General features: G+C 71.2%; 21 protein-coding genes. 9 read left to right on the top strand and 12 right to left on the bottom strand.

The window, feature by feature from the left end:
* Positions 1 to 27: 27 nt before the first annotated feature.
* Together cbiE and cobM are read left to right on the top strand one after the other, a co-directional pair.
* A complete protein-coding gene (gene cbiE, locus Afe05nite_RS06390; protein WP_203816019.1) occupies positions 28 to 1,236 on the top strand; it encodes a precorrin-6y C5,15-methyltransferase (decarboxylating) subunit CbiE in 1,209 nt (402 codons plus the stop codon).
* Positions 1,191 to 1,988 (top strand): precorrin-4 C(11)-methyltransferase, encoded by a 798-nt coding sequence (gene cobM, locus Afe05nite_RS06385; protein WP_239117592.1) that lies wholly within the window; start codon positions 1,191 to 1,193, stop codon positions 1,986 to 1,988. Before cbiE ends, cobM begins: the two co-directional genes overlap by 46 nt.
* A 26-nt stretch (positions 1,989 to 2,014) precedes the next feature.
* On the opposite strand, the gene Afe05nite_RS06380 is transcribed toward cobM, so the two are convergent.
* Positions 2,015 to 2,575, bottom strand: a complete 561-nt coding sequence (locus Afe05nite_RS06380) for a hypothetical protein (protein WP_203816018.1) — start codon at positions 2,573 to 2,575, stop codon at positions 2,015 to 2,017.
* Between the two features lie 42 nt (positions 2,576 to 2,617).
* Between Afe05nite_RS06380 and Afe05nite_RS06375 the strand changes: the two genes are divergently transcribed.
* Complete coding sequence (locus Afe05nite_RS06375) at positions 2,618 to 3,289, top strand: response regulator transcription factor (protein WP_203816045.1); 672 nt, start codon at positions 2,618 to 2,620, stop codon at positions 3,287 to 3,289.
* On the opposite strand, the gene Afe05nite_RS06370 is transcribed toward Afe05nite_RS06375, so the two are convergent.
* Both Afe05nite_RS06370 and Afe05nite_RS06365 read right to left on the bottom strand, forming a co-directional pair.
* Positions 3,286 to 4,572: a HAMP domain-containing sensor histidine kinase gene (locus tag Afe05nite_RS06370; protein WP_203816017.1), complete on the bottom strand. Its 1,287-nt coding sequence runs from the start codon at positions 4,570 to 4,572 to the stop codon at positions 3,286 to 3,288. The two genes, Afe05nite_RS06375 and Afe05nite_RS06370, sit on opposite strands and share 4 nt — an antisense overlap.
* A gap of 79 nt (positions 4,573 to 4,651) precedes the next feature.
* Positions 4,652 to 7,528 carry a M28 family peptidase gene (locus Afe05nite_RS06365; RefSeq protein ID WP_203816044.1) on the bottom strand — a complete coding sequence of 959 codons (2,877 nt, stop codon included), beginning with the start codon at positions 7,526 to 7,528 and terminating at the stop codon, positions 4,652 to 4,654.
* A 436-nt stretch (positions 7,529 to 7,964) separates the two neighbouring features.
* Here Afe05nite_RS06365 and Afe05nite_RS06360 point away from each other — a divergent pair, with 436 nt between their 5' ends.
* The 4 genes from Afe05nite_RS06360 to Afe05nite_RS06345 all read left to right on the top strand — a co-directional run bounded on the left by Afe05nite_RS06360 (position 7,965) and on the right by Afe05nite_RS06345 (position 11,952).
* A complete protein-coding gene (locus tag Afe05nite_RS06360) occupies positions 7,965 to 9,524 on the top strand; it encodes a pectate lyase family protein (protein WP_203816016.1) in 1,560 nt (519 codons plus the stop codon).
* 145 nt (positions 9,525 to 9,669) lie between these two features.
* Positions 9,670 to 10,398: a cobalt-precorrin-6A reductase gene (locus tag Afe05nite_RS06355; protein ID WP_203816015.1), complete on the top strand. Its 729-nt coding sequence runs from the start codon at positions 9,670 to 9,672 to the stop codon at positions 10,396 to 10,398.
* Positions 10,399 to 10,432: 34 nt separating this feature from the next.
* Entirely contained in the window at positions 10,433 to 11,377 is a 945-nt protein-coding gene (locus Afe05nite_RS06350) for a hypothetical protein (RefSeq protein WP_203816014.1), read from the top strand.
* On the top strand, positions 11,374 to 11,952 hold the full coding sequence (locus Afe05nite_RS06345; RefSeq protein ID WP_203816013.1) for a hypothetical protein: 579 nt from the start codon (positions 11,374 to 11,376) through the stop codon (positions 11,950 to 11,952). The genes Afe05nite_RS06350 and Afe05nite_RS06345 overlap by 4 nt, the downstream gene beginning before the upstream one ends.
* Here the strand turns inward: Afe05nite_RS06345 and Afe05nite_RS06340 are convergent.
* Genes Afe05nite_RS06340 through Afe05nite_RS06320 form a run of 5 tightly spaced genes read right to left on the bottom strand, consistent with a single transcriptional unit; the run spans position 11,921 to position 16,756 of the window.
* Positions 11,921 to 12,505, bottom strand: a complete 585-nt coding sequence (locus tag Afe05nite_RS06340; RefSeq protein WP_203816012.1) for an isochorismatase family protein — start codon at positions 12,503 to 12,505, stop codon at positions 11,921 to 11,923. The two genes, Afe05nite_RS06345 and Afe05nite_RS06340, sit on opposite strands and share 32 nt — an antisense overlap.
* Complete coding sequence (locus Afe05nite_RS06335) at positions 12,466 to 13,902, bottom strand: MFS transporter (RefSeq protein ID WP_203816011.1); 1,437 nt, start codon at positions 13,900 to 13,902, stop codon at positions 12,466 to 12,468. The genes Afe05nite_RS06340 and Afe05nite_RS06335 overlap by 40 nt, the downstream gene beginning before the upstream one ends.
* Positions 13,902 to 14,333: a MarR family winged helix-turn-helix transcriptional regulator gene (locus tag Afe05nite_RS06330; protein ID WP_203816010.1), complete on the bottom strand. Its 432-nt coding sequence runs from the start codon at positions 14,331 to 14,333 to the stop codon at positions 13,902 to 13,904. Before Afe05nite_RS06330 ends, Afe05nite_RS06335 begins: the two co-directional genes overlap by 1 nt.
* 53 nt (positions 14,334 to 14,386) lie before the next feature.
* Positions 14,387 to 15,769 carry a glucose-6-phosphate dehydrogenase gene (locus tag Afe05nite_RS06325; RefSeq protein ID WP_203816009.1) on the bottom strand — a complete coding sequence of 461 codons (1,383 nt, stop codon included), beginning with the start codon at positions 15,767 to 15,769 and terminating at the stop codon, positions 14,387 to 14,389.
* Between the two features lie 30 nt (positions 15,770 to 15,799).
* On the bottom strand, positions 15,800 to 16,756 hold the full coding sequence (locus tag Afe05nite_RS06320; RefSeq protein ID WP_203816008.1) for a GlxA family transcriptional regulator: 957 nt from the start codon (positions 16,754 to 16,756) through the stop codon (positions 15,800 to 15,802).
* Between the two features lie 93 nt (positions 16,757 to 16,849).
* Here Afe05nite_RS06320 and Afe05nite_RS44475 point away from each other — a divergent pair, with 93 nt between their 5' ends.
* Complete coding sequence (locus Afe05nite_RS44475) at positions 16,850 to 16,972, top strand: hypothetical protein (protein ID WP_275407448.1); 123 nt, start codon at positions 16,850 to 16,852, stop codon at positions 16,970 to 16,972.
* Between the two features lie 5 nt (positions 16,973 to 16,977).
* Here the strand turns inward: Afe05nite_RS44475 and Afe05nite_RS06315 are convergent, their stop codons facing one another.
* Positions 16,978 to 17,679 carry a SemiSWEET transporter gene (locus Afe05nite_RS06315; RefSeq protein ID WP_203816007.1) on the bottom strand — a complete coding sequence of 234 codons (702 nt, stop codon included), beginning with the start codon at positions 17,677 to 17,679 and terminating at the stop codon, positions 16,978 to 16,980.
* Positions 17,680 to 17,801: 122 nt separating this feature from the next.
* Between Afe05nite_RS06315 and Afe05nite_RS06310 the strand changes: the two genes are divergently transcribed.
* Positions 17,802 to 18,986, top strand: a complete 1,185-nt coding sequence (locus Afe05nite_RS06310) for a hypothetical protein (protein ID WP_203816006.1) — start codon at positions 17,802 to 17,804, stop codon at positions 18,984 to 18,986.
* On the opposite strand, the gene ligD is transcribed toward Afe05nite_RS06310, so the two are convergent.
* The 3 genes from ligD to Afe05nite_RS06295 are packed head-to-tail and all read right to left on the bottom strand — an operon-like array spanning position 18,983 to position 23,494.
* Positions 18,983 to 19,936: a non-homologous end-joining DNA ligase gene (ligD, locus tag Afe05nite_RS06305; RefSeq protein WP_203816005.1), complete on the bottom strand. Its 954-nt coding sequence runs from the start codon at positions 19,934 to 19,936 to the stop codon at positions 18,983 to 18,985. The two genes, Afe05nite_RS06310 and ligD, sit on opposite strands and share 4 nt — an antisense overlap.
* Entirely contained in the window at positions 19,933 to 21,648 is a 1,716-nt protein-coding gene (locus Afe05nite_RS06300; RefSeq protein WP_203816004.1) for an acyl-CoA dehydrogenase, read from the bottom strand. The genes ligD and Afe05nite_RS06300 overlap by 4 nt, the downstream gene beginning before the upstream one ends.
* A gap of 40 nt (positions 21,649 to 21,688) precedes the next feature.
* Complete coding sequence (locus Afe05nite_RS06295) at positions 21,689 to 23,494, bottom strand: diguanylate cyclase domain-containing protein (RefSeq protein ID WP_203816003.1); 1,806 nt, start codon at positions 23,492 to 23,494, stop codon at positions 21,689 to 21,691.
* Between the last annotated feature and the right edge of the window lie 105 nt (positions 23,495 to 23,599).

Below are 23,599 nucleotides of genomic sequence, written 5' to 3'. Positions count from 1 at the left end.
CGCCGCGCCGGGCGCTAACGTCACGCTATGCGCGACGACACCCCCGGCCCGGTCACCGTGGTCGGCATCGGCGCCGGCGGGTGGTCCGATCTGGCGGGTACGGGACGGAGCGCGCTCGAGGCGGCCGAGGTGATCTTCGGTTCGCCGCGACAGCTCGACCTGGTGCCGCCGGAGCTGACCGCGGAGCGGGTTCGGTGGCCGTCCCCCCTGCTGCCGGCACTTCCCGGGCTCTTCGAAGATCGGCGCGACCTGCGGATATGCGTGCTGGCCAGCGGCGACCCGATGTTCCACGGGATCGGGGCGACACTGGTGCGGCTGTTGGGCCCGGCTCGCGTACGCGTGGAACCGCACCCCTCCTCGGCCTCGCTCGCCGCCGCCCGGATGGGCTGGCCGCTGGCCGACACCGAGGTGCTCAGCCTGGTCACCGCCGATCCGGCGGCGTTGCGCAGAGTCATCAACCCGGGCCGGCGGATTCTGCTCCTGTCCCGCGATGCGGGAACCCCGGTCCAGGTGGCGGACACCCTGGTGGCGGCCGGGTTCGGCGCGGCCCGGCTGACCGTGCTGGAGCGGTTGGGCGGCCCCGGCGAACGGCTGGTCTCGGGCACCGCCGACGGGTGGGCGCACGAGGTCGACCCGCTCCACGTGATCGCCGTCGAGTGCGGTGCCGGTCCCGCCCGCTCCGTCGTGCCGGGACTGCCTGATGACGCGTACGAGTCTGATGGCCAACTGACCAAGCGTGAGGTTCGCGCGGTGACCCTGGCGCTGCTCGCGCCGGTGCCCGGCGCCCTGCTCTGGGACGTCGGCGGCGGGTCGGGCAGCATCGGCATCGAGTGGATGCGCAGCCATCCCGCGTGCCGGGCCATCACCGTCGAGTCCGACCCGCGACGCTGTGCGACCATCCGCGCGAACGCCGTCACGCTCGGTGTTCCCGCACTTCAGGTGGTCGAGGGTCGCGCTCCGGAGGCGCTGGCCGAACTGCCCACGCCCGACACGGTGTTCATCGGTGGCGGACTGACCCGCGACGGCGTGCTCGACGCCTGCCTGACCGCCCTGCGCCCGGGCGGCCGGCTGGTCGCCAACGCGGTGACGGTCGAGTCTGAGGCGGTGGTCGCGGCCGCGCACACCAAGCTGGGCGGCGAGCTGACCCGGCTGTCGGTGAGCCGGGGTGCGCCGGTGGGCGGTTTCACGGGATGGCGAACGATGATGCCGGTGACGATCTGGTCGGTGACGCGATGACGGTGCACTTCATCGGAGCCGGCCCCGGCGCCGCCGACCTGATCACCGTGCGCGGCCAGCGGTTGATCGCCGCGTCCCCGGTCTGTCTGTACGCGGGCAGCCTGGTGCCGCCGGAGCTGCTGGAGTTCGGCCCACCCGGGGCCCGCCGGATCGACACCTCGGCGCTGACCCTGGACGAGATCATCGCCGAGCTGGTGTCGGCCACCGCGGCCGGCCAGGACGTGGCCCGCCTGCATTCGGGCGACCCGTCGGTCTTCAGCGCGATCGCCGAGCAGATGCGCCGCCTGGACGCCGCCGGCGTGCCCTACGACGTCACCCCCGGCGTGCCCGCGTTCGCCGCCGCGGCCGCCTCGCTGGGCCGGGAGTTGACCGTCCCGGGCGTCGCCCAGACCGTGATCCTCACCCGCACGGCCGAGCGGGCGACCGCGATGCCCGCCGGCGAGGACCTGGCGACGCTGGCGGCGAGCCGCTCGACGATGGTGCTGCACCTGGCGGTCCAGCGGATCGAGGCGGTGGTGGCCGAACTGCTGCCGGCCTACGGACCCGACTGCCCGGTGGCGGTGGTGGCCAAGGCGAGCCGCCCCGACGAGCAGATCCTGCGGGCCCCGCTGGCCGAGATCGCCGCCGCGGTCAAGGAGGCCGGCATCCGCCGCACCGCGGTGATCGTGGTGGGGCCGGCGCTGACCGCCGCCCACTTCCCGGACAGCCATCTCTATTCGGCCGACCGCTGCCGGGAGCCGGGCCGCTCGTGAGACCCGGCGACCGGCGCGGCGGATGATCAGCCGTAATCCTCCATCACCTGGGCCGCGGGCCCGCCGTTCCAGTAGGCGGTGATCACCGAGGTGTGGCCGAAGGTGGCCAGCCGCACCACCACGATCGTCTCGCTGCGCCGGGTGGCGCCGGCCACGTAACCGGGATCGGGGTCGGCGCTGATCACGTCGACCCGGGTCGACGAGTAGGCCACCACGATGCTGCCGCCGTCGGCCGGCACCCGGTAGCGGGGGCGGCGGTCCGCCGTCGGCGAGGGAGACGGCGTGGCGGAGGCGGGTGGCGCGGCGGCGCTCGTGGCCGGGCGTGCCGCCGGCGTCTTGGTTCGCGTCGGGCTGGGCTTGGCCCTGGAGGCCGAGACCGCCGGGGTCGGTGACGTGGTCGTGCCGGCGACGGTCGGCTCGGCGGCGCCGAAGCGCAGTTCGGTGTACCGGCGGTTGGCGTCGATCGCCACCGGCGGGTCGCCGGTCAGGGTGGGGGCGACCCCGAGGCGCACCCCGAACCAGGTGACAGTGACGGCGGTGATTGTCACGCTGAGCCACGCGGCGATATATTTCCAGCTCCGGCCCATGATTACATTCTGCCTCAGCGATACCGTGGATCGATGTCGCGAGTGCTGGTGATCGAAGATGACGCTGATGTACGGGAAGCTCTCGGACGACTACTGAACGCCACCGGGCATCTGGTCCGGTTGTGCGAGCGGGCCCTCGACGGCCTGCGTGACGCCGCGCAGTGGGATCCCGACGTGGTCGTGCTCGATCTCGGTCTGCCGGATCTGGACGGCACCACCGTGCTGCGCAACATCCGGCTCGTCTCGCAGGTGCCGATCGTGGTGGCGACGGCACGCGAGGGCGAGGCCGAGATGATCCGCCTGCTGCGGGCGGGCGCGGACGACTACGTGGTCAAGCCGTACTCAGCGGAGCAGATCGAGGCGCGGATCGCGGCCGTGCTGCGGCGCGGCACCGCCCCGGCGTCCCGGATTCTCACCGTGGGCGGCCTGACCCTCGATCCCGACGCCCGGTCGGCGTCGCTGGACGGCGAGACGCTGCACCTGTCCCGGCTGGAGTTCGACCTGCTGGCCTATCTGATGCAGCGGCCCGGCAAGGTCGTCGACCGCCGTCAGTTGCTCGCCGACGTGTGGCCGGCGGAGAGCCGGTCGATCGAGACGGTCGACGTGCACGTCACGTGGCTGCGCCGCAAGCTGGGCGAACGCGCGGCGAACCCGCGTTACCTGCACACCGTCCGCGGGGTCGGCATCCAGTTGTCCGCGCCGAAACAGGCCTAGGGCAGCGGGCGGCCGAGGGTCAGGGAGACCCGGGCGCCACCCAGGTCACCGCGGTCGATCCGCAGCTCCCCACCGGTCTCCGCGGCCAGCCGCCGGGCGATGTCCAGGCCGATTCCGGTCGAGTCGGCGCCGCTGACCCCGCGGGTCAGGGCGGCCGCCGGATCGGCGAAACCCGGCCCGGCGTCCTGCACGATCACCTCCGCCGTGGTGTCCGTCGAACGCACCGAGACCCGGCACGCGGCGTCGTCGGGGGTGTGGTGGAAGACGTTGCCGAGCAGCACGTCGAGCGCCTCCCCCACGACCGAGAAGGCGGCCGGCACGGTGATCCCGGCCGGCGGCGGGTCGGCCTGCCAGGGCCGGCCCTGATCCTCGGCCAGCGCGCCCCAGAACGCGGTGCGGTCGGCCACCACCTCGCCGAGGTCGCACTCCAGCCGGGGGCGGGCGACGAGGGGGCGGCTCGCCTCGGTGATCACGGCGTTGATCTCCTGCTCCAGGCGGCCGACCACGCGCAGCTGACGGTCGCGGTCGTCGCCGGCCGGCATCGCCTCGGCGTTCAGGCGCAGGGCGGTCAACGGCACGCGCAGCCGGTGGGACAGGTTGCCGGCCAGCGCGCGTTCGGCCGCCAGCAGCTCGACGAACCGATCGGCCAGCACATTGAGCGCGGTGCCGACCTCCTCGATCTCGCTCGGCCCGCTCGGGCGGGTGCGCGCGTGCAGCCGGCCGGCGCCGAGGTTGGTGGCGGTGCGGGCGACGTCGCGGGTGGCCCGCACGACCTGGGCGGCCAACCGGTCGGCCAGGAAGGCGCACAGGGCGATCAGGACAAAGGCCACCAGCACGAGTACGCCCAGTGCGGTGCCGACGCCGGCGCGCGAGGTGGCCGTCGGCACGTACACCTCGATCACCGCGATCAGGCCGCGGGGCAGGGCCACCGGGCGCAGGTAGACGCGCCCGCCGGGAACGTCGGCGGTGCCGGGGACCTGCGTTGCGCGTACCCCGTCGATCTCGGAATTTCCCGCTCGTGAATTTCCGATCGTGCCCAGTCCGGGGATGTGCGCGGCGACCCGGCCCTCGTGCCCGGCCTCGGTGCTCAGGATGGAGCTGTTGACCAGCTCACGGTCGGTGGCCACGACCACGACCGGGGAGAGACCGAGCGCCTGCCGCTCCGCCTCGCGCAACGCGCGGTCCTGCGCCGCGGTGATGACGAGCATGCCGAGCGGGATGCAGAACGCCAGCGCCACCAGCGTGGTGACGGCGAGGGCGACCAGGACGTAGCTGCGTCTCATAGGGGTTGAGACGATAGCCGCCCGCGGTGCACAGGCGCCATGGTCAGCGCCCGCGCACCGCGGGTTCCGGGGAGGCGGGTCAGAACGTCAGGCCCCACGCGTTGAGCGTGCCGGTGTCGCCCGAGTAGAGGTCACGGACGCGCAGCCGCCAGGTTCCGGTGGACTGCCCGGCCGAGGCGTCGACGGTCGCGGTCAGCTTCACGTCGTCGCCGCCGTCGAAACGGCTCGCCTTCTTGATCGGGAATTCGGTGCCGTCTGGCGCCAGCAGACGAATCTCCAGGTCGCCGCGGTAGCCGTGCTTGATGTCCACGTCCACCTGGAGCTTGCTGGGCGCCGCGCCGGCCCGGTCCACCGTGATCGGTGACTCGATCGCCGACCTGTCGCGGATCAGGAAGTCGGCGGCGTTCTCCACCCGGGTCGAGGCGGCCGGCGTCGCCTTGACCCCGGTCAGGGTCCACGCCGCGTACGCCGCGACGTCGCTGTGCCGGTCGAGCGCGGTGGCGTTGACGTTGGTCCGCACGTCGCACGCCTGGTGGTAGCAGGGGTCGTACGGCTGCCCGGCGGTCCCGCCCCACTTGGCGGCCTGGGCGGCACTCATCGCCGAGGCCAGGCTCAGCGTCGCGGTGCCGCCGGTCGGGATGCCGGCCGCCTTGAACGAGGCGTGGTCGGATCGGTTCTGCACGTCGACGTTCTCGGTGGCGATCTTCTCGGCGGCGAAGCCGGCCTTGAGCGCGGCGCTGATCGCCGAGCCCTTGGCGTCGTCGTTGTAGACGAAGTAACCGGCGTTCGGCGAACCGATCATGTCGAAGTTGAGGTACGCGGTCACCTTCGCCCGCTCGGCGGTGGACAACGAGGCGACGTACGCCTTGGAGCCGACCAGCCCGAGTTCCTCCGCGCCCCACCAGCCGAAGCGGATCCCCTTGTCACCGGCGGCGCCGCTCCTGGCATAGGTCAGGGCCACCTCGAGGATGCCGGCCGAGCCGGTGCCGTTGTCGTCGATGCCGGGGCCGGCCGCGACGCTGTCCAGGTGGGCGCCGAGCATGACGACCTTGGTGGGGTCGCCGCGGCCCGGCAGGTCGGCGATCAGGTTGTAACCGGTCGCGCCGTTGCTGGTGAACTGCTGGATGCGGGTGGTGTAGCCGGCCGCGTCGAGCTTGGCCTTCACATAGTCGAGCGAGGCCTGGTAGCCGGGCTTGCCGTGCGCCCGGTTACCGCCGTTGGCCGTGGCGATCCGGTTGAGCTCGTCGAGGTGCGCCGCCACCTTGGCGCCGTCGATGTCCGGGACCCCGGCCGGCGGCGTGGCGGGCGGGGTGCTGGTGCCTGTCGAGACCGACGGCGAGGGGGCCGACTGCGACGCGGATGCGGATGCGGACGGGGCCGGGGTGGCCGAGGCCGTGCAGCTGGGGTCGCCGGAGGCGGGCACGCTCACCGCGTCCCAGGCCGCCTTGACCGCGTTGAACTCGGTGCAGCTGCCGGCGTGCAGTTCCTTGGTCGCCTCGAGGGTGGCCTTGCGCACCTTGGTGTAGGTCCAGCCGGACGTCTTGCGCAGCAGCGCGTGGTAGAAGACCTCGCCGGCGGCCCACACCCCGATCCCGGTGACCTTGCTGTCGTCGCAGGTCGGACTGGCCGGTCCGGTGGCCGGCGCGGAACCCTGGGCGGCCAGGTAGAACCAGTGGTTCAGCGGGCCCGCCGCGGAGTGCACCTCGGTGCCGGGAATGGCCGAGGAGAAGCAGTTGGGGTCGCCCGCCTTGGACGGGTCGGCCATGTTGCGGATCGGTCCGCGCCCGACCAGGTCGACCTGCTCGCCGACGGTGAAGTCGGTCGGGTCCTTCGGGTTGGCGGCGAAGTGCTCGGCCAGGGTGCCGAAGATGTCACCGGTCGCCTCGTTCAGGCCGCCGGTCTCGTTCGAGGTGCCACCGCTGCCGCCCGGGGTGTGGCAGAAGACGCCGTGGCCGAGTTCGTGCGCCACCACGTCGATCGCGTTGACCTGGCGGGCGCCGTCCTGGGTCTTGCCGTACTTCGACTGGTCCCGGCTCGCGTCGGCGGTGCCCGCGCAGCTGTAGAACGCGTTGACGTCGTTCAGGCCGACGAACATCTGGGCCATACCGCCCTGACCGTCGATGCCGTTGCGGTTGAACTTGGCCTTCAGCATGTCGAACATGACGCTGCCGGCGTACTGCGTGTCGACCGCGCCGGTCGGCAGGTCACTGCCGGAGCCACCGCCCCACTTGTCGTCGGCGTCGGTGAAGACCTGCCCGGTCCGGTCGTTGAAGGTGCGCATGTTGCCGCGCGCCGTGTCCCGCATCTGGAACGATCCGCCGCTGCTCGCGGTGCCGATCGGCACGGTGCCGTTGTAGAAGCCGGTGCCGGTGCCGGCCGTGATCTCGTCCCAGGAGCCGGCGTTCGCCCCGGTCAGCGCGTCCACATAGACGTGCGCCCGGCTCGGCGCGGCACCCGGGCGCGACTCGGTGACGACCTCCCACACCAGCTTGCTGCCGGCGGCGGCGACCACCCCGAGTGACGGTTTGCCCGCGACGGCGCCCGGCCGTCCCTTCAGGGCCAGCGTCCTGGCCCTGGCCTCGCTGATCTTCGGGTCGGTCGGCGCGCTGATCGGCACCAGCCCCGAGGTGCTGCTGCGCACCTTGCCGGCCCGGTCGGTCACGACGACGACGTCGCCACCGACGAACACCGGAAGATTACGGTACGTGCGGGAATAGCTCACGTAGTTCAGGCCCTGGTCGGTCGTCACGACCTTCTGCCGGGTCAGCGTCTCGTCCGGCGACGTGGCGAAGCCGGTGGACTTGCCGGTCACGTACTGGTCGGCGGAGGCCGCGGCACTGGCCGCCCCTCCGTCGGAACTGTCCGGCTCCGGCGCCGCTCCGGTGGCGGTGTACCCCGCCGTGACGGCCGCCCCCGCGAGAAGCGAGACGAGCGTGACGCTGCTGAGCGCGACCACCCGTACGGCGGATCTCCTGGAACGCCTCAAAGGTTCCTCCCCAAGGCCGATGTCGATCTCATGTGTGTGCCGAGGAGTCTCGCCGCGACTTCCTTAAGGGCACCGGAAGCCCTGCTATCGGACCGGTAACAAGCACGACCGGCGTCGATGTCGCGGGGTGGTACGGACCGTGGCCGGGCCGATACCCGGGGTCGATGTCGGGTTCCACACGCGAACGTCTCGCGGCCGGCGCCTCGACGCTGCCGGCGGTCGTCGCCGGCGTGCTGATCAGCTCCGCGCAGCCGGCGGCGCGACCGGGGCGGAAACGTCTGGTTCATATGACCGTAATCCGGGCAGATTCTTGCGAAGACATTGACAGGTTCCTATTCTCACTGAGGAAAGCGCTTTCCTGTGCGCGACCGGACGCGCCATCCCCGACTAGGAGAGTGGGACGAAGATGAAACGATCAGTCGCTGCGCGGCTGTTGGTTGCGGGTGGCACCGCAGCTGTCGCCGGTGCGGTCGCCCTCGCCGCACCGTCGCTGCAGGCCTCCGCGGCCGCGGTCGGCAGTGCCACCGGCTACGCCGGCCAGAACGGCGGGACCACCGGCGGCAACGGCGGGACCACGGTGCGGGCCACCACCGGCACCGCGATTCACCAGGCGTTGTGCGGCCGCGCCAGCAGCAGCACCCCGATCACCATCGAGGTGCAGGGCACGATCAACCACGGGAACACGACGAAGGTCTCCGGCGGCAGCTGCAACACGGCGGCCGACAAGATCGAGCTCAAGGAGATCAGCAACGTCACGATCATCGGAGTGGGCAGCGGCGCGGTCTTCGACCAGCTCGGCATCCACATCCGGGACTCCAGCAACATCATCATCCAGAACGTGACCGTACGGAATGTGAAGAAGTCCGGTTCTCCGACGTCGAACGGCGGGGACGCCATCGGGATGGAGAGCACGGTCCGTAACGTCTGGGTCGATCACGTCAACCTGGAAGCGTCAGGTGGCGAGAGCGCGGGCTACGACGGCCTGTTCGACATGAAGGACAACACCCAGTACGTGACGTTGTCCTACAGCAAGCTGAGCAACTCAGGTCGCGGCGGCCTGATCGGGTCGAGCGAGACCGACACGGGCAACGGTTACGTGACTTTCCATCACAACCTCTACACCAACATCGATTCGCGTACGCCGTTGCTGCGCGGCGGGATCGCGCACATCTACAACAATTCGTACGTGAGCCTCAACGAGTCGGGCATCAACTCGCGGGCCGGCGCGCGGGCGAAGGTCGAGAACAACTACTTCAAGAACTCGATGAACGTGCTCGGCACGTTCTACACCGACGCGGCCGGTTACTGGCAGGCCAGCGGCAACATCCTCGACAACGTGACCTGGTCGGCCAAGAGCAGCGACACCAACCCGGCCGGCCCGAGCATGCCGTCCAACACCACGGTCAGCATCCCGTACGCGTATCAGCTGGACAACGCGGCCTGCGTCCCCGCGCTGGTGGCCGCGACGGCCGGGGCCAACACCGGCAGCAAAACGTCGAACGGCAGCTGCTCCTCGCCGAACCCGACGACGAGCCCGACCACCGGCACCCCGACGACGCCACCCACCACGCCCCCGACCACCGGCCCGACCTCGGCCCCGAGCGGCACCAACTTGAGCATCGGCGCGGGCGCCGACGGTTCGAGCAAGGCCGGCGGTACGAGCTACGGCAACGTGGTCGACGGCAGCACGTCGACGTACTGGTCGCCGAGCAGTTCGACCGGTTACGTCTCGGTCAAGTGGAGTGCCGCCAAGACGGTCGCTAAGGCCACCATCCGCGAGGCGTCCGGCAGCAGCATCGGCAACTGGCAGATCAAGAACGGCGACACCGGCGCGGTCCTCAAGTCCGGCAGCGGCGCGCCGGGCACGCAGACCTTCACCGGTACGGCGCTGAAGAAGCTCACCTTCGAGATCACGTCCTCGTCCGGCACCCCGAGAATCGCCGAGTTCGAGACGTACGCGTCCTGAGCGCCGGCGGGGCCACCGACCGTGGCGGCCCCGCCGGTTCACCGCCCCGCCTTTTCACCGCCCGCCCTTGCCCCGCCCCGCCCTTGCCCCGCCCCGCCCTTGCCCCGCCCCGCCCGCGACCGCCCCGGGCGAGGATCATGTGCACGTGCTCGTGCTGATTCTGGGTGGGACCTCGGAAGCCAGGGCCCTGGCCGGCGTGCTCGACGAGGGGCACACCGTGCTCAGTTCGCTGGCCGGGCGTACCTCGAAACCGCTGCTACCCCCGGGTGAGGTGCGGATCGGCGGATTCGGCGGGGCCGACGGGCTCGCCGCCTTCCTGAGCGAACGCCGCGTGGACGCGGTCGTCGACGCCACCCACCCGTTCGCGGCACGGATCAGTGCCAATGCCGCGCGGGCGGCGGCCACCACCGGGGTTCCGCTGCTTCACCTCCGGCGGCCCGGCTGGGTCGAGCGGCCCGGGGACATCTGGCATCGCGTACGCGATCTGGCGGAAGCCGCAGCCCTCCTCCCGCGGCTGGGGCGGCGGGTTTTCCTGACTACCGGGCGGCAGGAGATCGCGGCGTTCGCCGGTAACGACCAGTGGTTCCTGGCGCGGTCGGTGGAGCCGCCCGAACCGCCGATGCCGACCCGGCTGGCGACCGTTCTCGATCGGGGACCGTTCACTCTCGACGGCGAACGCCGATTGCTCGCCGAGCACGCCATCGACGTCCTGATCAGCAAGGACAGCGGTGGGGTCGCGCCCAAACTGACGGCCGCGCGCGAGCGAGGGATTCCCGTCGTACTCGTCGACCGGCCGCCCCTGCCGCTCGGCGAGGTGGTGCCGAGCGTGGCCGACGCGGTCGATTGGGTCACCCGAAAGCGGTACGGAACGTGATCACGCTGTTGCGCACCGGTGGCACTCTCGGGTCATGTCGCGGCGTCAGCTGTGTGGAGACCTCAACGGCGTTCGAGGGCTGGTAGCGCACGGGCTCGCCCGGTTCGAGAAGATCGGGGCCGGGTCGGCGGACTTCTGGGTGGTGTCGGCCCTGATCCGGGTTCGTGGCCTGGACAGCATGCTGGTCGCGGCGGCCGGCGGTCTCTCCTCCTGGAGCCGCACACTGATCAGCGCGGCGATCGCGTTCCCGCTGCTGTGGTCGGTCGCGTGGACCGCGCACGCCCTCGGGTTCGCCCCGGCCTGGGTGATCGTGACAACCGTACTGGCACTCGGCGTAGCCATGCCGGGTCTACTGTGGGTGACCGGAAGCGCCTCCCGGGCGTTTGACCGCTACCGGATGGGCGCACCGCCGGGCCGCAGGGTGGCGTTCGGCGCGGGCGAGCTGAACGGCGAGGGGGCGGTTTCGCCCGGCGACGGCCCGGCGCCCGGTGACACGGTTGTCGAGGGCGACCTCGACGAGGTGGCGGCGGCGCTGACCCGGGCTCGGGTGCGCCTCGTGTCGGCGGCCCTGCGCCAGGTCGACCCGGAGCGCTGGAACGCGGCACATCTGGCCCGGCTCGCTCGACAGGACCGGGTGCTCAGCCGGATCGCCGACGCGGATCTGCTGCTCTGCCAGGCCATCGATTTCCTCGAGTTGCACGCCGCGGAGCAGGCCGCCCTCCGCCGAAACGGCTCGGAGCAGCGCGAGCCGGCGCGAAGCGGCATGGCGCCTCTCCGATCGCGACCCGGCCGGCCGCCGCAGGTCAGCCCGGAGCGGGTCGGACCGGCCCAGAACGGCCCAACCCAAAACGGCGCGGACCGGAACGGCCCAACCCAAAACGGCGCGGACCGGAACGGCGCGGACCGGAACGGCGCGGACCGGAACGGCGCGGACCGGAACGGCGCGGACCGGAGCGGGACTGAGCGGAGGTCGGTGTGAGTGACGAGGGCGGGCGGGACGAGGACATTTTCGCCGGGGACGTGGAGAGTCGGCTGGAGAGGGCCGACCGGCGGGTGATGGCGGCCGTGCTCGATGCGCAGTGTCGTGACTGGATTGCGGAGCGGCCCGATCGGGTGAGTTTTGCCCGGCTTGGGCAGGCGCACCACGAGTTACGGGCGGCGATCCACCGTTACAACCCGATGCGGAAGCCCGATGACTGGCTGTGGCCAGTGCTGAGCACCGCCACGTGGCTGGTGACCTCGCTGATCATCCTGCTGGTCGTCGACGAGCCGGCGGATCCGCTGACGCTCGCGTTCGCCCTGGTGGCCGGTCTGATCGTGGCACAGGTGGCGCTCTTTCTCCCCGGCCGCCGGAGAAAGCACGAAATCCTCGAGATCGAGGACCCGCTCCTGTACGCCGACCTCACCAACCGCATCGAGGCATGCGCGGCAACGGCGCGGTCGGACCCGAGGGCCGAGCTCCGCGCCGCCGCCGACGATCTCGGGCGGGCCCTGGACTGGGTGTCGGCGACCCGCGACGAGATCAGCCGTGGGTCTTCGCCAGCAGCTCGATGATCTCGGCGGTGGTGCCGGTTTCGCCGAGCCGCGGAAAGATCTTCTCGATGCTGTTGCGGTGGGTGAGCTCGTCCAGGTCACTCATAGCGTCGGTGGCCAGCGTGACGTGATAGTTGTGCTCGTGCGCGGCGCGTGCCGTCGACTCGACCCCGATGCTGGTCGCGATGCCGGTCAGGACGATCTGGGTGACTCCCCGACGGCGGAGCTGGGTGTCGAGGTCAGTGCCGTGGAAGGCACCCCAGTTGCGCTTGGTGATCACGATGTCGTCCGGCCCGGTGATCTCCTCGACGAGCACGTCCCATCCCTCGGGTCGGGGCCGCGACGGGCGCGGACCACCGTCGATGCGCCCGGCAACCGCGTCGGAGCCGTCGGGCCGGCCGCTGACCCGCACCAGCACCACCGGCAGGCCGTGCGCCCGGAAAGCGCCGGCGAGCTCAGCGGTGCGGGCGACCACGTCGGTGGCCGGATAGGGAACAGTGCTCGCGGCGACGATCCCGGCCTGCAGATCGATGACTACGAGGGCGGTCTTGGGGTCGAGCGTGGTGACCGGCATGAGTCAGGGCCTTTCGCAAAAGTGAGGTTTCCGGCGGGGGCGGTGCCCAGGCGGCGTAGCGAGCGGTCGGCCAGGACGACGAGCAGGAGCAGGGAAGCGACGACGATCAGGAAGACGGCAAGGTGGTGCAGGCCGGGGGTGTCGGCACCGTGATCGAAGAAGGCCCCGGTGGCCGCCGACGAGACCATCGCGCCGAGGTAGGCGAAGGTGCGCAGCAGGCCGGCGGCGGCACCCATCCGGTCGGGGTCGGCCTGGAAATAGACGGCGTTCTGGTTGGCGAGGCTGTTCAGGCCCTGGGGCACGCCGCAGATCAGCGAGATCAGCACCGGGATCCAGATGGCGCTCGTCGAGTCGAGCAGCAGGATCAGGGCGCACGCGAGAAGTTGGCCGACCGCGCCGACAAGCAGTTTGCCGCGGAACTCGGCACGGCGGCCGGTGATCGAGGAGACCGCGATGGCGACCAGCGACATCGGCAGGAGGATCAGGCCGGCGTGGGACGGGCTCAGGCCGCGGCCGGCTTCCAGCCATTGGGTGAAGCCGTAGAGGTACGCGTACGAGATGGTCATCGCCAGCAGGGTGCGCAGGTAGGTCACGATCAGCGGGCCGTTGCCGCCGAACACGCGCAGGTCGAGGAAGGGGTCGGCGAGGCGGAGTTCACGCCTGGCGAAACCGGCGGCCAGCACCACGCAGAGCGCGAGCAGCCAGAGGTGGCCGACGGTCGGGCCCAGCAGGAAGAGCATGAGCGTGGTGAGGGTGCCAGCGAAGAGGCCGATGCCCAGGTAGTCGAGGCGCCCGAGGTTTTCGGCCGGGGCCGATCGGGGCAGGATCAGCCCGCCCAGGACGAGGCAGAGCAGCGCCAGCGGGATGTTCACCGCGAACAGCGTCCGCCAGCCCGCCGCCCCGATGAGCAGGCCGCCGACGGTCGGGCCGATGACGACGACGGTCTGCGCCGAGACCGACAGGGCGGTGAGGACGCCGCCCGGTTTCGCCACCCCGGAGCGGCGGATCAGGTACATCGCCGCCGGGTAGCCCGCGCAGGTGCCGAAGCCGAGCAGCACCCGGGCCGCGACGAGCATCCCGAGGGAGGACGCGAACGTGCCGATGAGCCCGGCGATGCCGACCAGGGCGGCCCCGGCCAGGTAGAGCGTGCGGGCGCCGTAACGGTCGACCAGCCGGCCGGCGACCGGTTGGCCGGTGGCGGTGGCCAGGTAGAGGCCGGAGACGAGCCACGCGGTCTCGGCCGGCCGGGCGTGGAAGGTGGCGGCGATCGGGACGAGCGCGACCGCGAGCATCGACGAGTTGACCGGGTTGAGGATCGCGCCGAGGACCAGCGGGGTGATCAGCTTGCGATCGAACGAGCGCGCCGGGGCGGGGGAAAGTGCGGCCGCGGCGGACATCAGGCCAGCCGATCGAGCAGCGCCATGGCCGCGATGATGGTCTGCCGGTCGTCCTCGGTGAAGTTGTGGGCGAGCTCGGTGGCCAGCCATTCCTCGCGTTCGCGGCGGTAGCCCTCGATCAGCTCCTGACCGGCCTCGGTGAGCGAGATCCGCTGTCGGCGGCCGTCGGCCGGGTCGGGGGTGCGGGCGATCAGGCCGCGGCCCGCGATGGCCGCGACAAGCGCGGCCATCGACTGCGGGCGGATGCGTTCGAGGGCGGCCAGGGTGCTTGCGGTGGCCGGACCGTCCTTGGCCAGCCGGCTCAGCACCGAGGTCTGGGAGGGGGTCAGATCGCCCAGGTTGGCGACCTCGCGCAGGCGTCGGCGCAGCCGGCCGAAGACCGTGCGCACCTGATGGGCCGCGATGATCGCCGAGGCCGGGGGCTCTGTCATGCCTCCAAGCTAGAACTAGTCAGTCCAGACTGACAAGTTTTAGCTGCCTTTTGTCACTGACCGAGGAGCCAGCGATGCGGGGCGGCCAGCTTGCGGGCCTTGGCCGGCCCCCAGGAACCCGTCGCATAGGTGACCGGGCGGGGTGGCGAGTCGAGCAGCGGCCGGACCGCCTTCCAGGCGGCGGCCAGGCCGTCCGGGCGGGTGAAGAGCGCGCGGTCCCCCTCGAGCACGTCGTGGATCAAGCGGGAGTACGGCGGGAGCGGGTCGGCGTCCGGCACGGCGGTCAACGGCAGCGCGACCTTGGCCGGCTCCAGCTCGTCGGCGATGCCCGGCCGCTTGGCGAGCAGCGACAGGTCCACCTCACCGGAACCGGCGAGCGAGAACGACAGCACGTTCGACTGCGGCGGCAGCTTGCGGAACGGGCCCGCCGGGGTCCGCAGCACCAGACTCACGCGCTGCTCGCCGGCCGCCATCTTCTTGCCCGTACGCAGCAGGAACGGGACGCCTTTCCAGCGCGGGCCGTCGATCCAGAGCTTGGCCGCCACGTACGTATCGGTGCGAGATTTGGGGTTGATGCCTTTGATGTCCTTGTAACCGGCATATTGCCCGAGCACCGCCTCAGCGGGATCGATCGGCCGGAACTTGGCGATCACCTTCTCCCGGGCCGCCTGCAGGGAGTCCGCGGTCAGCGCCGCCGGCGGTTCCATCGCGACCTCGGCCGCCACCTGGAACAGGTGCGTGACCAGCATGTCGAGCGTGGCGCCGGTGGCGTCGTAGAACTCCGCGCGATTCTCCACGCCGAGCGTCTCCGGCACGTCGATCTGCACGCTCTCGACGTGCTCGCGGTTCCAGAGCGCGGCCAGCGCGGTGTTGGCGAACCGCATCGCGTGCAGCTGCTGGGTGGCCTCCTTGCCCAGGAAGTGGTCGATCCGGTAGACCTGCGACTCGTCGAGCACGCCGTGGACCTGACGGTTGAGCTTGCGGAAGCCTTCGGCCGAGGTGCCGAACGGCTTCTCGTAGACGACCCGCGAGCCGGCGGCGAGCCCGTGCGCACCGAGCGCCTTGGTGAGCTCGGGGAAGGCCACCGGCGGCACCGCCAGATAGTGCACGAGCTGCGCGTCCGTTCCGAGTTCCGCGCGCGCGTCGGCGATCACGTCGAGCAGGCTGCCGGGCGAGTCGGTGTTGAAGCCGCCGCCCGCGAACCGCAGCCGCTTCGCGAACTCACGCCACGGACCCTTGCCGGGGGCCGGGCCGAATTCCTCGAGGGCCTCGCGTACGCGCTCGCGGAAGTTCTCGTGCGAGACGTCGCCGCGGCCGTTGCCGACCAGGATCCACTTCTCCGGCAGCAGACCCTCGATCGCGAGGGTGTAGAACGCCGGGAGAACCATCCGCCGGGCCAGGTCACCGGTGGCTCCGAACAGCACGAAAACCGTCATGACCGGCTGCTTTCCCGCAGCCGGGGCGGCTCACACCGGCTGTGACCGGAACGTCCCGCGGTAGGCCTGCGGGGTGGTGGACAGCCGCTGGGCGAAGTGGTGACGCAGTGTGGCGGCGCTGCCGAAACCGGTGCGCCCGGCGATCGCCTCGACGCCGAGGTCGGAGTCCTCGAGCAGGCGGCGGGCGAGGAGCAGGCGCTGGCCGGTGAGCCAGTCGTGCGGGGTGGCCCCGGTCTCGCCACGGAATTTCCGGGCGAACGTCCGCGGTGCCATGTGCGCCAGGTCGGCCATCGTCTCGACGGTGTGCGGCTGGTCGAGCGAGCCGAGCACCTGGGTGAGCACCGGCTGGAGTGTCTCGCACTGGATCGGCTGCAGCGGGGTCTCGATGTATTGCGCCTGGCCGCCCTCCCGATGCGGCGGCACCACCATGCGCCGGGCCAGCATGGTGGCGACCGCGGAGCCGTGCTCCTGGCGCACCAGGTGCAGGCCGGCGTCGACGCTCGCGGCCGTGCCGGCACTGGTGAGGATCTTGCCGTCCTGCACGTACAGCACGTCGGGGTCGATCTTGGCGGTGGGAAAACGCTCGGCCAGGCGCGCGGTGTGCAGCCAGTGGGTGGTGCAGCGGCGGCCGTCGAGCAGGCCGGCCGCGCCGAGGGCGAACGCGCCGGTGCAGACGCTCATCACCCACGCGCCGCGCTCGTGCGCGCGCCGCAGGGCGCCGATCACCTCGGGCGCCGGCTGCCACTCGCGGAAGCCGTAGGGCCCGATCGCGATCAGGTCGGCCTCGTCGAGGCGGGACAGGTCGTGGTGGACCGCGATGTCGAAGCCGGCGTGCGTGGTGACCGGGTCGCCGTCGGCCGAGCAGACCGCGAAGTCGTAACCCGGCAGGCCTTCGGCGGTGCGGTCGTAACCGAACAGCTCGCAGAGCACGCCGAGCTCGAAGACCGCCACGTCGGGCAGCGCCAGAACGGCGACGTTGCGAAGCATGTGACGGAGCATACGGCCGGTTGGCAGGATTTTGTAGAGGTGTGGCATCACTGCCACTGTCGACCATGGACGAGAGCGCGAATGCTCTTCGGCATGACACTCGGACTCGTAGTCTTTTTCCTGCTCATCACCCTCGCCTCGATGACCGGCCGGGTCTGCGACTCGCGCGACAGCGCCGACTGGAAACCGACGGACGGAGGCTTCCGAGCACCCTGAGAAGGTCAGATCCCGGCCATCGAAAGGTTGCGGGTGGTGATCGAGGCACGCCAGTGGCCGTGGGTGAACTCCCGGACCGGCTGGGGCTCCCTGCGCAAGAAGAGGATGGTGCACACGGTCAGCGTGCTGAGCAGCCCGGCCGTGGCCGACGTGGCCACCCCCAGCTGACCGGTGAGCAGCCCGTAGGCGAACCAGGACGCGCTCGCCGCGGCACCCAGCCGCCAGCGCAACGCGGAGAGGCCGGACAGGTCCTGACGCCGGTCGCGCAGCAGGGCCAGCGGCTGCGGAACGGCCGAGAGCACCGACACGATCGCCAGCACCAGACCGAGAACCGGGGCGACCTGCGTCCCGCGTACGGCCGGAAGAGCCGCCGCCAGACCGCTCAGCGCAAGCATCAGCACGACGCCGCCGAAGGCACCCAGGCTCACCCGCAGGGACCGCACCGAGCGCAGCGCGGGCTGGGTGGCGAGCAGCGCCACCACGATCAGCAGGCCCGCCGTGCCGGTGACGGTGTTGGTGATGATCTGGATCCGTTCACCGCTCAGCAGTCCGTAGGTGATCCACCCGAGGGGCATCGCCACCCCGAGCGCGCCGGCCGTCGGCGAGAGACCGCCGGTGCGACGCTGTACGCAGGACTTGTAGACCTGGGGCCAGGACAGGGACATGGAAAGCGCGGCGCCGAGGCAGCCGAGGGCGTGGGTAAGCATGATCCGTTTCCGGTCGGGTTCAGGGGGCCGGTTGTCCCATCGCCCGCCCACCCGGTCGGCTTACCAAGGTCAGGTCGTTACCACCGTCCTGCAACCGGCATGCTCCATGGCACAGTGGACGGATGCTCACCGACGTGGACCTCCCCGCGCCCGGCTTGCTCTGGACCCGATGGGCGACGATTGCCGCCGCGCTCACCGGGATCGGTTACGCGGACGTCTGGTTCGTCGACGACCGGGGCGCCCACCACGACGACCACGGGGGCAGCTGGGCCCGGCTCGCGCTGCTCGACGGCGCCCGGGCGGTGCTGTTCGGCTATGACCGCGAACACAGTGCGACGAAAAGCGCCGACCCGCCGATCGACGTGCTCCACGGCTCGCCCGACTGGCTGCCGTGGGACGAGCTGACCGAGCTCGACGATCTCGGCTTCGTCGTCTGGCACGCCGAGGGGCGCTGGTCCCGCGCTCGATATTCGGATCGGATCGGCGACGGCCTGGTGCCGACGGTCGGCGCCGTGCTCAGCACCGAGAACACCCTGCGCGAGCTCGCCGACATCATCACCGACTGGGGGCGGCACGAGCTGCCCACCCCGGCCGAGCGCGACGAGGTGCGCGACGCCTCCGAGAAACTGCTGTCCGCGGCGGTCCGCGGCGAGGTCTCGGCGGGAGCCTTCGAGCGGCTCCTGGGCCGCGTCGAGTCGCTCGACCTGGCCAAGGCGCTGTTCGCGGCCGGGCGGGGCGGCATCACGGCGGGCACCCGCCCGCCGCGCATCCAGCCGGGCGAGCGGCCGGCGATGCGGCGGGTGCGGCGGCTCAGCGAGGGCGAGCACGACCGCCTCGTCTGGACGGCCCTGCGCGACGCGACCGAGCTGCGGCGACCCGCTCCGCCGGTCACCGACGCGCTGGACGCCCTGGTCGACTGGATGCGCACGCGCAACCCCGAACGGTGCACCGTGCTCGTCTACGCCGACGCCACCAGCCTCAGCGCGCAACCCGGCGACCATCCACCGGCCGAGCGCGCCGACGAGCCGCGCTGGCAGTCGTTCCGCGAGCTCACCGACCTGGCGCGGGCGCTGCGGCGGGCGGAGGCCGATCCACGGTACGGGCGATGGCTGTGGCTGCGGGTGGAGACGACCACCAGTGAGGTACGCGTGGAGCGGCGCTACGACTCGTGGCCCTGGTGGTGGGAGGACGACGGCGTGTCCGGCCCGTGGCGCACCAACCTGGCGGAGGAGGTCAACGCGCGGGCCCCGCAGTGGATCCCGTCGTGGGCGCGCCTGCTCGACCCCTCGGTCGCCTACAAGCCCTAGCTCTCCGCCTCCGCCTCCGCCTCGTCCACGGCAAGGCCGTCGCGGTCGGCCCACTCCAGCAGCGGCTTGAGATCGTGGGCGACGTCGTCGATCCTGGCGTGCAGGTCACCCAACCGGGCGAAGCGCGCCGGGACGGTCTGGATGGTGAAGTCCCGCGGGTCGGCGTCGGCGATCTCGGCCCAGTCGATCGGGGTGGAGACCGTCGCGGCCGGGACGCCCCGGACCGAGTAGGCACTCGCGATCGTGTGGTCGCGGGCGTTCTGGTTGTAGTCGACGAACAGCTTCGCCGGGTCGCGGTCCTTGCGCCACCAGGTCGTCGTCACCTCGTCGGGGGCGCGGCGCTCCACCTCGCGGGCGAACGCCAGGGCCGCCCGGCGCACCTCGCCGAACTCCCACTCCGGCTTGATCCGCACATAGATGTGCAGGCCACGACCGCCGGACGTCTTCGGATAGCCGGTGATGCCGAGCTCGTCGAGAACCTCACGGGCCACCCCGGCGACCCGGCGCACCCGGTCGTAGGAGCACCCCGGCATCGGGTCGAGGTCGATGCGCCACTCGTCGGGTTTCTCGGTGTCGGCGCGGCGCGAGTTCCACGGGTGGAACTCGACGGTCGACATCTGCACCGCCCAGATGACGTCGGCCAGCTTGGTCACGCACAGCTCGTCGGCGTGCCGGTGATAGCGCGGGAACGTCACCCGCACCGTCTCGAGCCAGGGCGGCGCACCGTTCGGCACGCGCTTCTGGTGCACCTTGTCGCCGGCCAGGCCGGCCGGGAAACGGTGCATCATGCACGGCCGCTCACGCAGCGCCCGCACGATGCCGTCGCCGACCGCCAGGTAGTAGTTGACCAGGTCGAGCTTGGTCAGCCCGAGATCCGGGAAATAGATCCGGTCCGGGTTGGAGACGCGGACCTCGAGGTCACCGGCCTCGACCGTGGTCGAAGTGCTCACAACGTGGCCGGGTCGAGGTCGGCCAGCAGGGTGTCGCGCGAGTCGAGCAGGTCGAGCAGCGGGCCGGTGCGGGGTAGCTCGTGGGTGATGAAATAGCGGGCGGCGAGGCGTTTGCCCGCATAGAAATCGCCGGTCTTGTCCCCGACGGCTTCGAGCTGCGACAGCCACATCCAGGCGATCACGAGGTGGCCGACGGCGTCGAGGTAGGCGGTCGAGTTGGCGAGGGCCACCGTCGGGTTCCCGTCGGCCCACAGCTTGGCGGTGGTGGTGGCGACCCGGTCGGCGACCTCGACGACCCGCTCGCCCAGCTCACTGCGCCGGGCGACGTCCCGGATGCGGTCCAGGAGCAGGGCCAGCCCCGCCCCGTCCTTCATGAGCACCTTGCGGCCGAGCAGGTCGAGACCCTGGATGCCGTCGGTGCCCTCGTGGATCGAGTTCAGCCGGTTGTCCCGGTAGAACTGCTCCACCGGATATTCGCGGGTGTATCCGTAACCGCCGTGGATCTGGATCGCGTGATCGTTGGCGAGCCGGCACCACTGCGACGGCCACGCCTTGACGATCGGGGTCAGCACATCGAGCAGCAGGTCGTTCTCGGCCGACGACTCGTCCAGCAGCTTCGCCGCATAGAGCACCAGGGCGAGACCCCCCTCGACGTACGCCTTGGAGGCGAGCAACATGCGGCGTACGTCCGGATGCTCGACGATCGGCACCGGTGGCGCCGCCGGGTCCTTGGCCGCCACCGGCCGCCCCTGCAGACGCTCGCGCGCGTAGTCGAGGGCGTGCAGGTAACCGGTGTAGCCGAGGGCCACCGCGCCCGCGCCCACCCCGATCCGCGCCTCGTTCATCATGTGGAACATGTAGGCGAGGCCGTGTCCCTCCTGCCCCACCAGGTAACCTGTGGCGTCCTCGAACGAGAGCACCGCGTTGGTCGTACCCCGATAGCCCATCTTGTGGTTGAGCCCGGACAGCGCCACGCCGTTGCGCTCGCCGACCGTGCCGTCCGCCGCCACGTGGTGCTTGGGCACGACGAACAGCGACAGGCTCTTCACCCCGGGCGGGGCGCCGGCCACCCGAGCGAGCACCAGATGCACGATCGTCTCGCTCAGCTCGTGGTCCCCGCCGGAGATCCACATCTTGCTGCCGGTCACCCGGTAGCTGCCGTCCGGGGACGGGGTGGCCCGGGTCGTCACGTCGCTCAGCGACGAGCCGGCCTGCGGCTCGGACAGGCACATCGTGCCGGTGAAACGGCCGTCGAGGATCGGCTTGGCGTAGGTCTCGATCTGCTCCGGCGTGCCGTGCGCGAGGAGCAGGCTCGCGTTGCCGATGGACAGCATCGGATAGGACGCCGTGGCGATGTTGGCCGCCTGGAACCACATGAAGCAGGCGCGGGCCACGACGTGGGGCAGCTGCAGGCCGCCCACCTCGGCGTCCAGGCCGGCCGACAGCAGGCCGGACTCGTTGAACACGGCCAGCGCCGCCGCGACCTCCGGGATGATCGTCACCCGCTCGCCGTCGAAGGTCGGCTCGACCAGGTCGGCTCGCCGGTTGTGCGGGGCGAAGTCGCGCTCGGCGATCCGGGCCGACACGTCGAGGAACGCGTCGAACGTCTCCCGCGAGTGCTCGGCGAAGCGCTCCCGCGAGGTCAGCGCCTCGACGCCGAGCCACTCGTAGAGCAGGAAGTCGAGGTCACGCCGAGAGAGGATCCGGGACACCGGGGGCCACCTTTCGTCATCAGACCCCCAGTGTGCCCTCTCACGGCTCGGCGCGGTGCCTCCCGCTGACCCCCGCGACCACCGGCTCACCCAGCGCTCGACCGCCGCCGGCCTTCTTGATCGTGTACATCGCGTGGTCGGCCGCCCGCAGCGCCTCGTCGGGGTCGCAGGCGAGCGGAGCCAGGTGCACGCCGACGCTCGCGCCGATCCGCACCTCGTTGCCGTCGATCACGAACGGGGCCTCGATCGCCGAGCGGATCCGGGAGCTGGTCGCCTCGACGGCGCCGGGGTCGAGCACGCCCGGCATCAGCACGACGAACTCGTCGCCGCCGACCCGGGAGAGCACGTCGCCCTCCCGTACACAAGAACTCAGCCGGGCCGCCACCTGGCGCAGGAGTTCGTCGCCGGCCTCGTGGCCGTGCGCGTCGTTCACCGGCTTGAAGCCGTCGAGGTCGACGAAGAGCACCGCCACCGAGTCGTACCGCAGGCTGGCCCCGAGCACGTCCTGCATGCGCCGGCGGTTCGGCAGGCCGGTGAGCGCGTCGTGCTGCGCCTCGAACTCGAGCCGCTCCTGGAACGCCCGGTTCTCCGAGATGTCACGGGCGTTGATGACGATGCCGGCCAGCGACGGATTGTCCATCTGGTTGGAGGCGGTGAACTCGAACCAGCGGTATTCGCCGGTCGCCGGCCGCACCCGGCACTGCAGCCGCAGCACGCCGTTCTTCTCCTTCATCAGCTCGGCGAACTGCTGAACCATGTAGGAGCGATCGTCCGGGTGCACGATGTCGAAGACGCTCGTGCCGACCAGCCGGCCGGTCGGGAAGCCCAGGATCGCGCCGGCGCTCGGGCTCGAGTACGCGATCCGGCCGCCCAGGTCGAGCACCGACACCATGTCGGGGGCGTGCTGGAAGAGGGCCTGGAACCGCTCGTCGGCCCGGCGGCGCTGCACAGTCGTGCGGTAACCGAGCATCAACACCGCGGCCACGCCGATCAGCAGCATCGCGAGCAGCGTCATGTTCAGGGTCTGGCTCTTGGCGTGCACGGCGCCGTCGAACGACACCTTGGTCTGGGTCCGCACATAGGCGTAGCCGCCCGGCAGCTGCCCGACCACGATCGCGACCATGCCGGTCCCACCGGCCTCGTATTCGACGAACGTGCCGGTGGTCGGGGCGCCGGAGATCGCCTGGCGGATCCGATCGGCCACCTTCGAACCGACCGCGCCGGCGTCGTCGGTGGCGGCGATCGTGCCTGTCGAGTCGGCCACCACCGTCGTGTGGGTGTCGTCCTTGAGCGTTTCCAGGTACTGCTGAAGGGAGGTCGACGCGACCGCGTTCAGGCCGATGAGCAGGCCCGCCGGGGCCTCGCCGACCACGATCGGCACCGCCACCGCCTCCAGGTAGGTGTCGCCCACCTTCATGATCGAGGAGAACCCGGGCTGCCCGGCCAGCAGGGCCGCCCGCAGCGGCTTCCAGGCCTCGTCGGTCGGCGCCGGCAGGCCACTGGCCCGGCTCGCGGTGAGTACGTCGCCACTCAGGTCGGTGATCAGCGCGCCGTACGCGAACGTGGAGCTCTTGGCGACCAGCGTCGCCAGGGTCTGCCTGTCGGCGGCACTGTTGCGGCCCAGGTGCAGCACATGATCGGCGAGGAAGGACGAGAGTTCCTTGGCCGAGAGAAGCTGCAACTGCTTGGTCAGCAGGCCGTTGTTGACCGCCAGCGCCTGGGAGTCGGACCGGTGCACCGAATCGGCCGCGCGCAACGCGGACCGGTTCACCAGAAAGCCGACCGTGCCGGCCGCGGCCAGCAGCAGAACCGAGATCACAACCGTGATCCAGTTTCGCAAGCGCATGGTGAACACCTCCTCGCAGCGTGTAATCGGCTGCCCGCCGCGCGGCTGAACCCTTTCCGCAACCGAATTCGGCGCTCCGCGGCAACTCATCCAGATGCTGCGAAA

The sequence above is a fragment of the Paractinoplanes ferrugineus genome (assembly GCF_016862195.1).
GTDB classification, from domain to species: domain Bacteria; phylum Actinomycetota; class Actinomycetes; order Mycobacteriales; family Micromonosporaceae; genus Actinoplanes; species Actinoplanes ferrugineus.
The sequence above is the reverse complement of the archived record's forward strand: the minus strand, read 5'-3'. Positions and strand labels throughout refer to the sequence as shown.

What these genes read in the sequence shown, in the direction of transcription:
- cbiE (WP_203816019.1), top strand. Translation starts at nt 28, where the DNA reads ATGCGCGACGACACCCCCGGCCCGGTCACCGTGGTCGGCATCGGCGCC.
- cobM (WP_239117592.1), top strand. Translation starts at nt 1,191, where the DNA reads ATGGCGAACGATGATGCCGGTGACGATCTGGTCGGTGACGCGATGACG.
- Afe05nite_RS06380 (WP_203816018.1), bottom strand. Translation starts at nt 2,575, where the DNA reads ATGGGCCGGAGCTGGAAATATATCGCCGCGTGGCTCAGCGTGACAATC.
- Afe05nite_RS06370 (WP_203816017.1), bottom strand. Translation starts at nt 4,572, where the DNA reads ATGAGACGCAGCTACGTCCTGGTCGCCCTCGCCGTCACCACGCTGGTG.
- Afe05nite_RS06360 (WP_203816016.1), top strand. Translation starts at nt 7,965, where the DNA reads ATGAAACGATCAGTCGCTGCGCGGCTGTTGGTTGCGGGTGGCACCGCA.
- Afe05nite_RS06350 (WP_203816014.1), top strand. Translation starts at nt 10,433, where the DNA reads ATGTCGCGGCGTCAGCTGTGTGGAGACCTCAACGGCGTTCGAGGGCTG.
- Afe05nite_RS06340 (WP_203816012.1), bottom strand. Translation starts at nt 12,505, where the DNA reads ATGCCGGTCACCACGCTCGACCCCAAGACCGCCCTCGTAGTCATCGAT.
- Afe05nite_RS06335 (WP_203816011.1), bottom strand. Translation starts at nt 13,902, where the DNA reads ATGTCCGCCGCGGCCGCACTTTCCCCCGCCCCGGCGCGCTCGTTCGAT.
- Afe05nite_RS06330 (WP_203816010.1), bottom strand. Translation starts at nt 14,333, where the DNA reads ATGACAGAGCCCCCGGCCTCGGCGATCATCGCGGCCCATCAGGTGCGC.
- Afe05nite_RS06325 (WP_203816009.1), bottom strand. Translation starts at nt 15,769, where the DNA reads ATGACGGTTTTCGTGCTGTTCGGAGCCACCGGTGACCTGGCCCGGCGG.
- Afe05nite_RS06320 (WP_203816008.1), bottom strand. Translation starts at nt 16,756, where the DNA reads ATGCTTCGCAACGTCGCCGTTCTGGCGCTGCCCGACGTGGCGGTCTTC.
- Afe05nite_RS44475 (WP_275407448.1), top strand. Translation starts at nt 16,850, where the DNA reads ATGACACTCGGACTCGTAGTCTTTTTCCTGCTCATCACCCTCGCCTCG.
- Afe05nite_RS06315 (WP_203816007.1), bottom strand. Translation starts at nt 17,679, where the DNA reads ATGCTTACCCACGCCCTCGGCTGCCTCGGCGCCGCGCTTTCCATGTCC.
- Afe05nite_RS06310 (WP_203816006.1), top strand. Translation starts at nt 17,802, where the DNA reads ATGCTCACCGACGTGGACCTCCCCGCGCCCGGCTTGCTCTGGACCCGA.
- Afe05nite_RS06295 (WP_203816003.1), bottom strand. Translation starts at nt 23,494, where the DNA reads ATGCGCTTGCGAAACTGGATCACGGTTGTGATCTCGGTTCTGCTGCTG.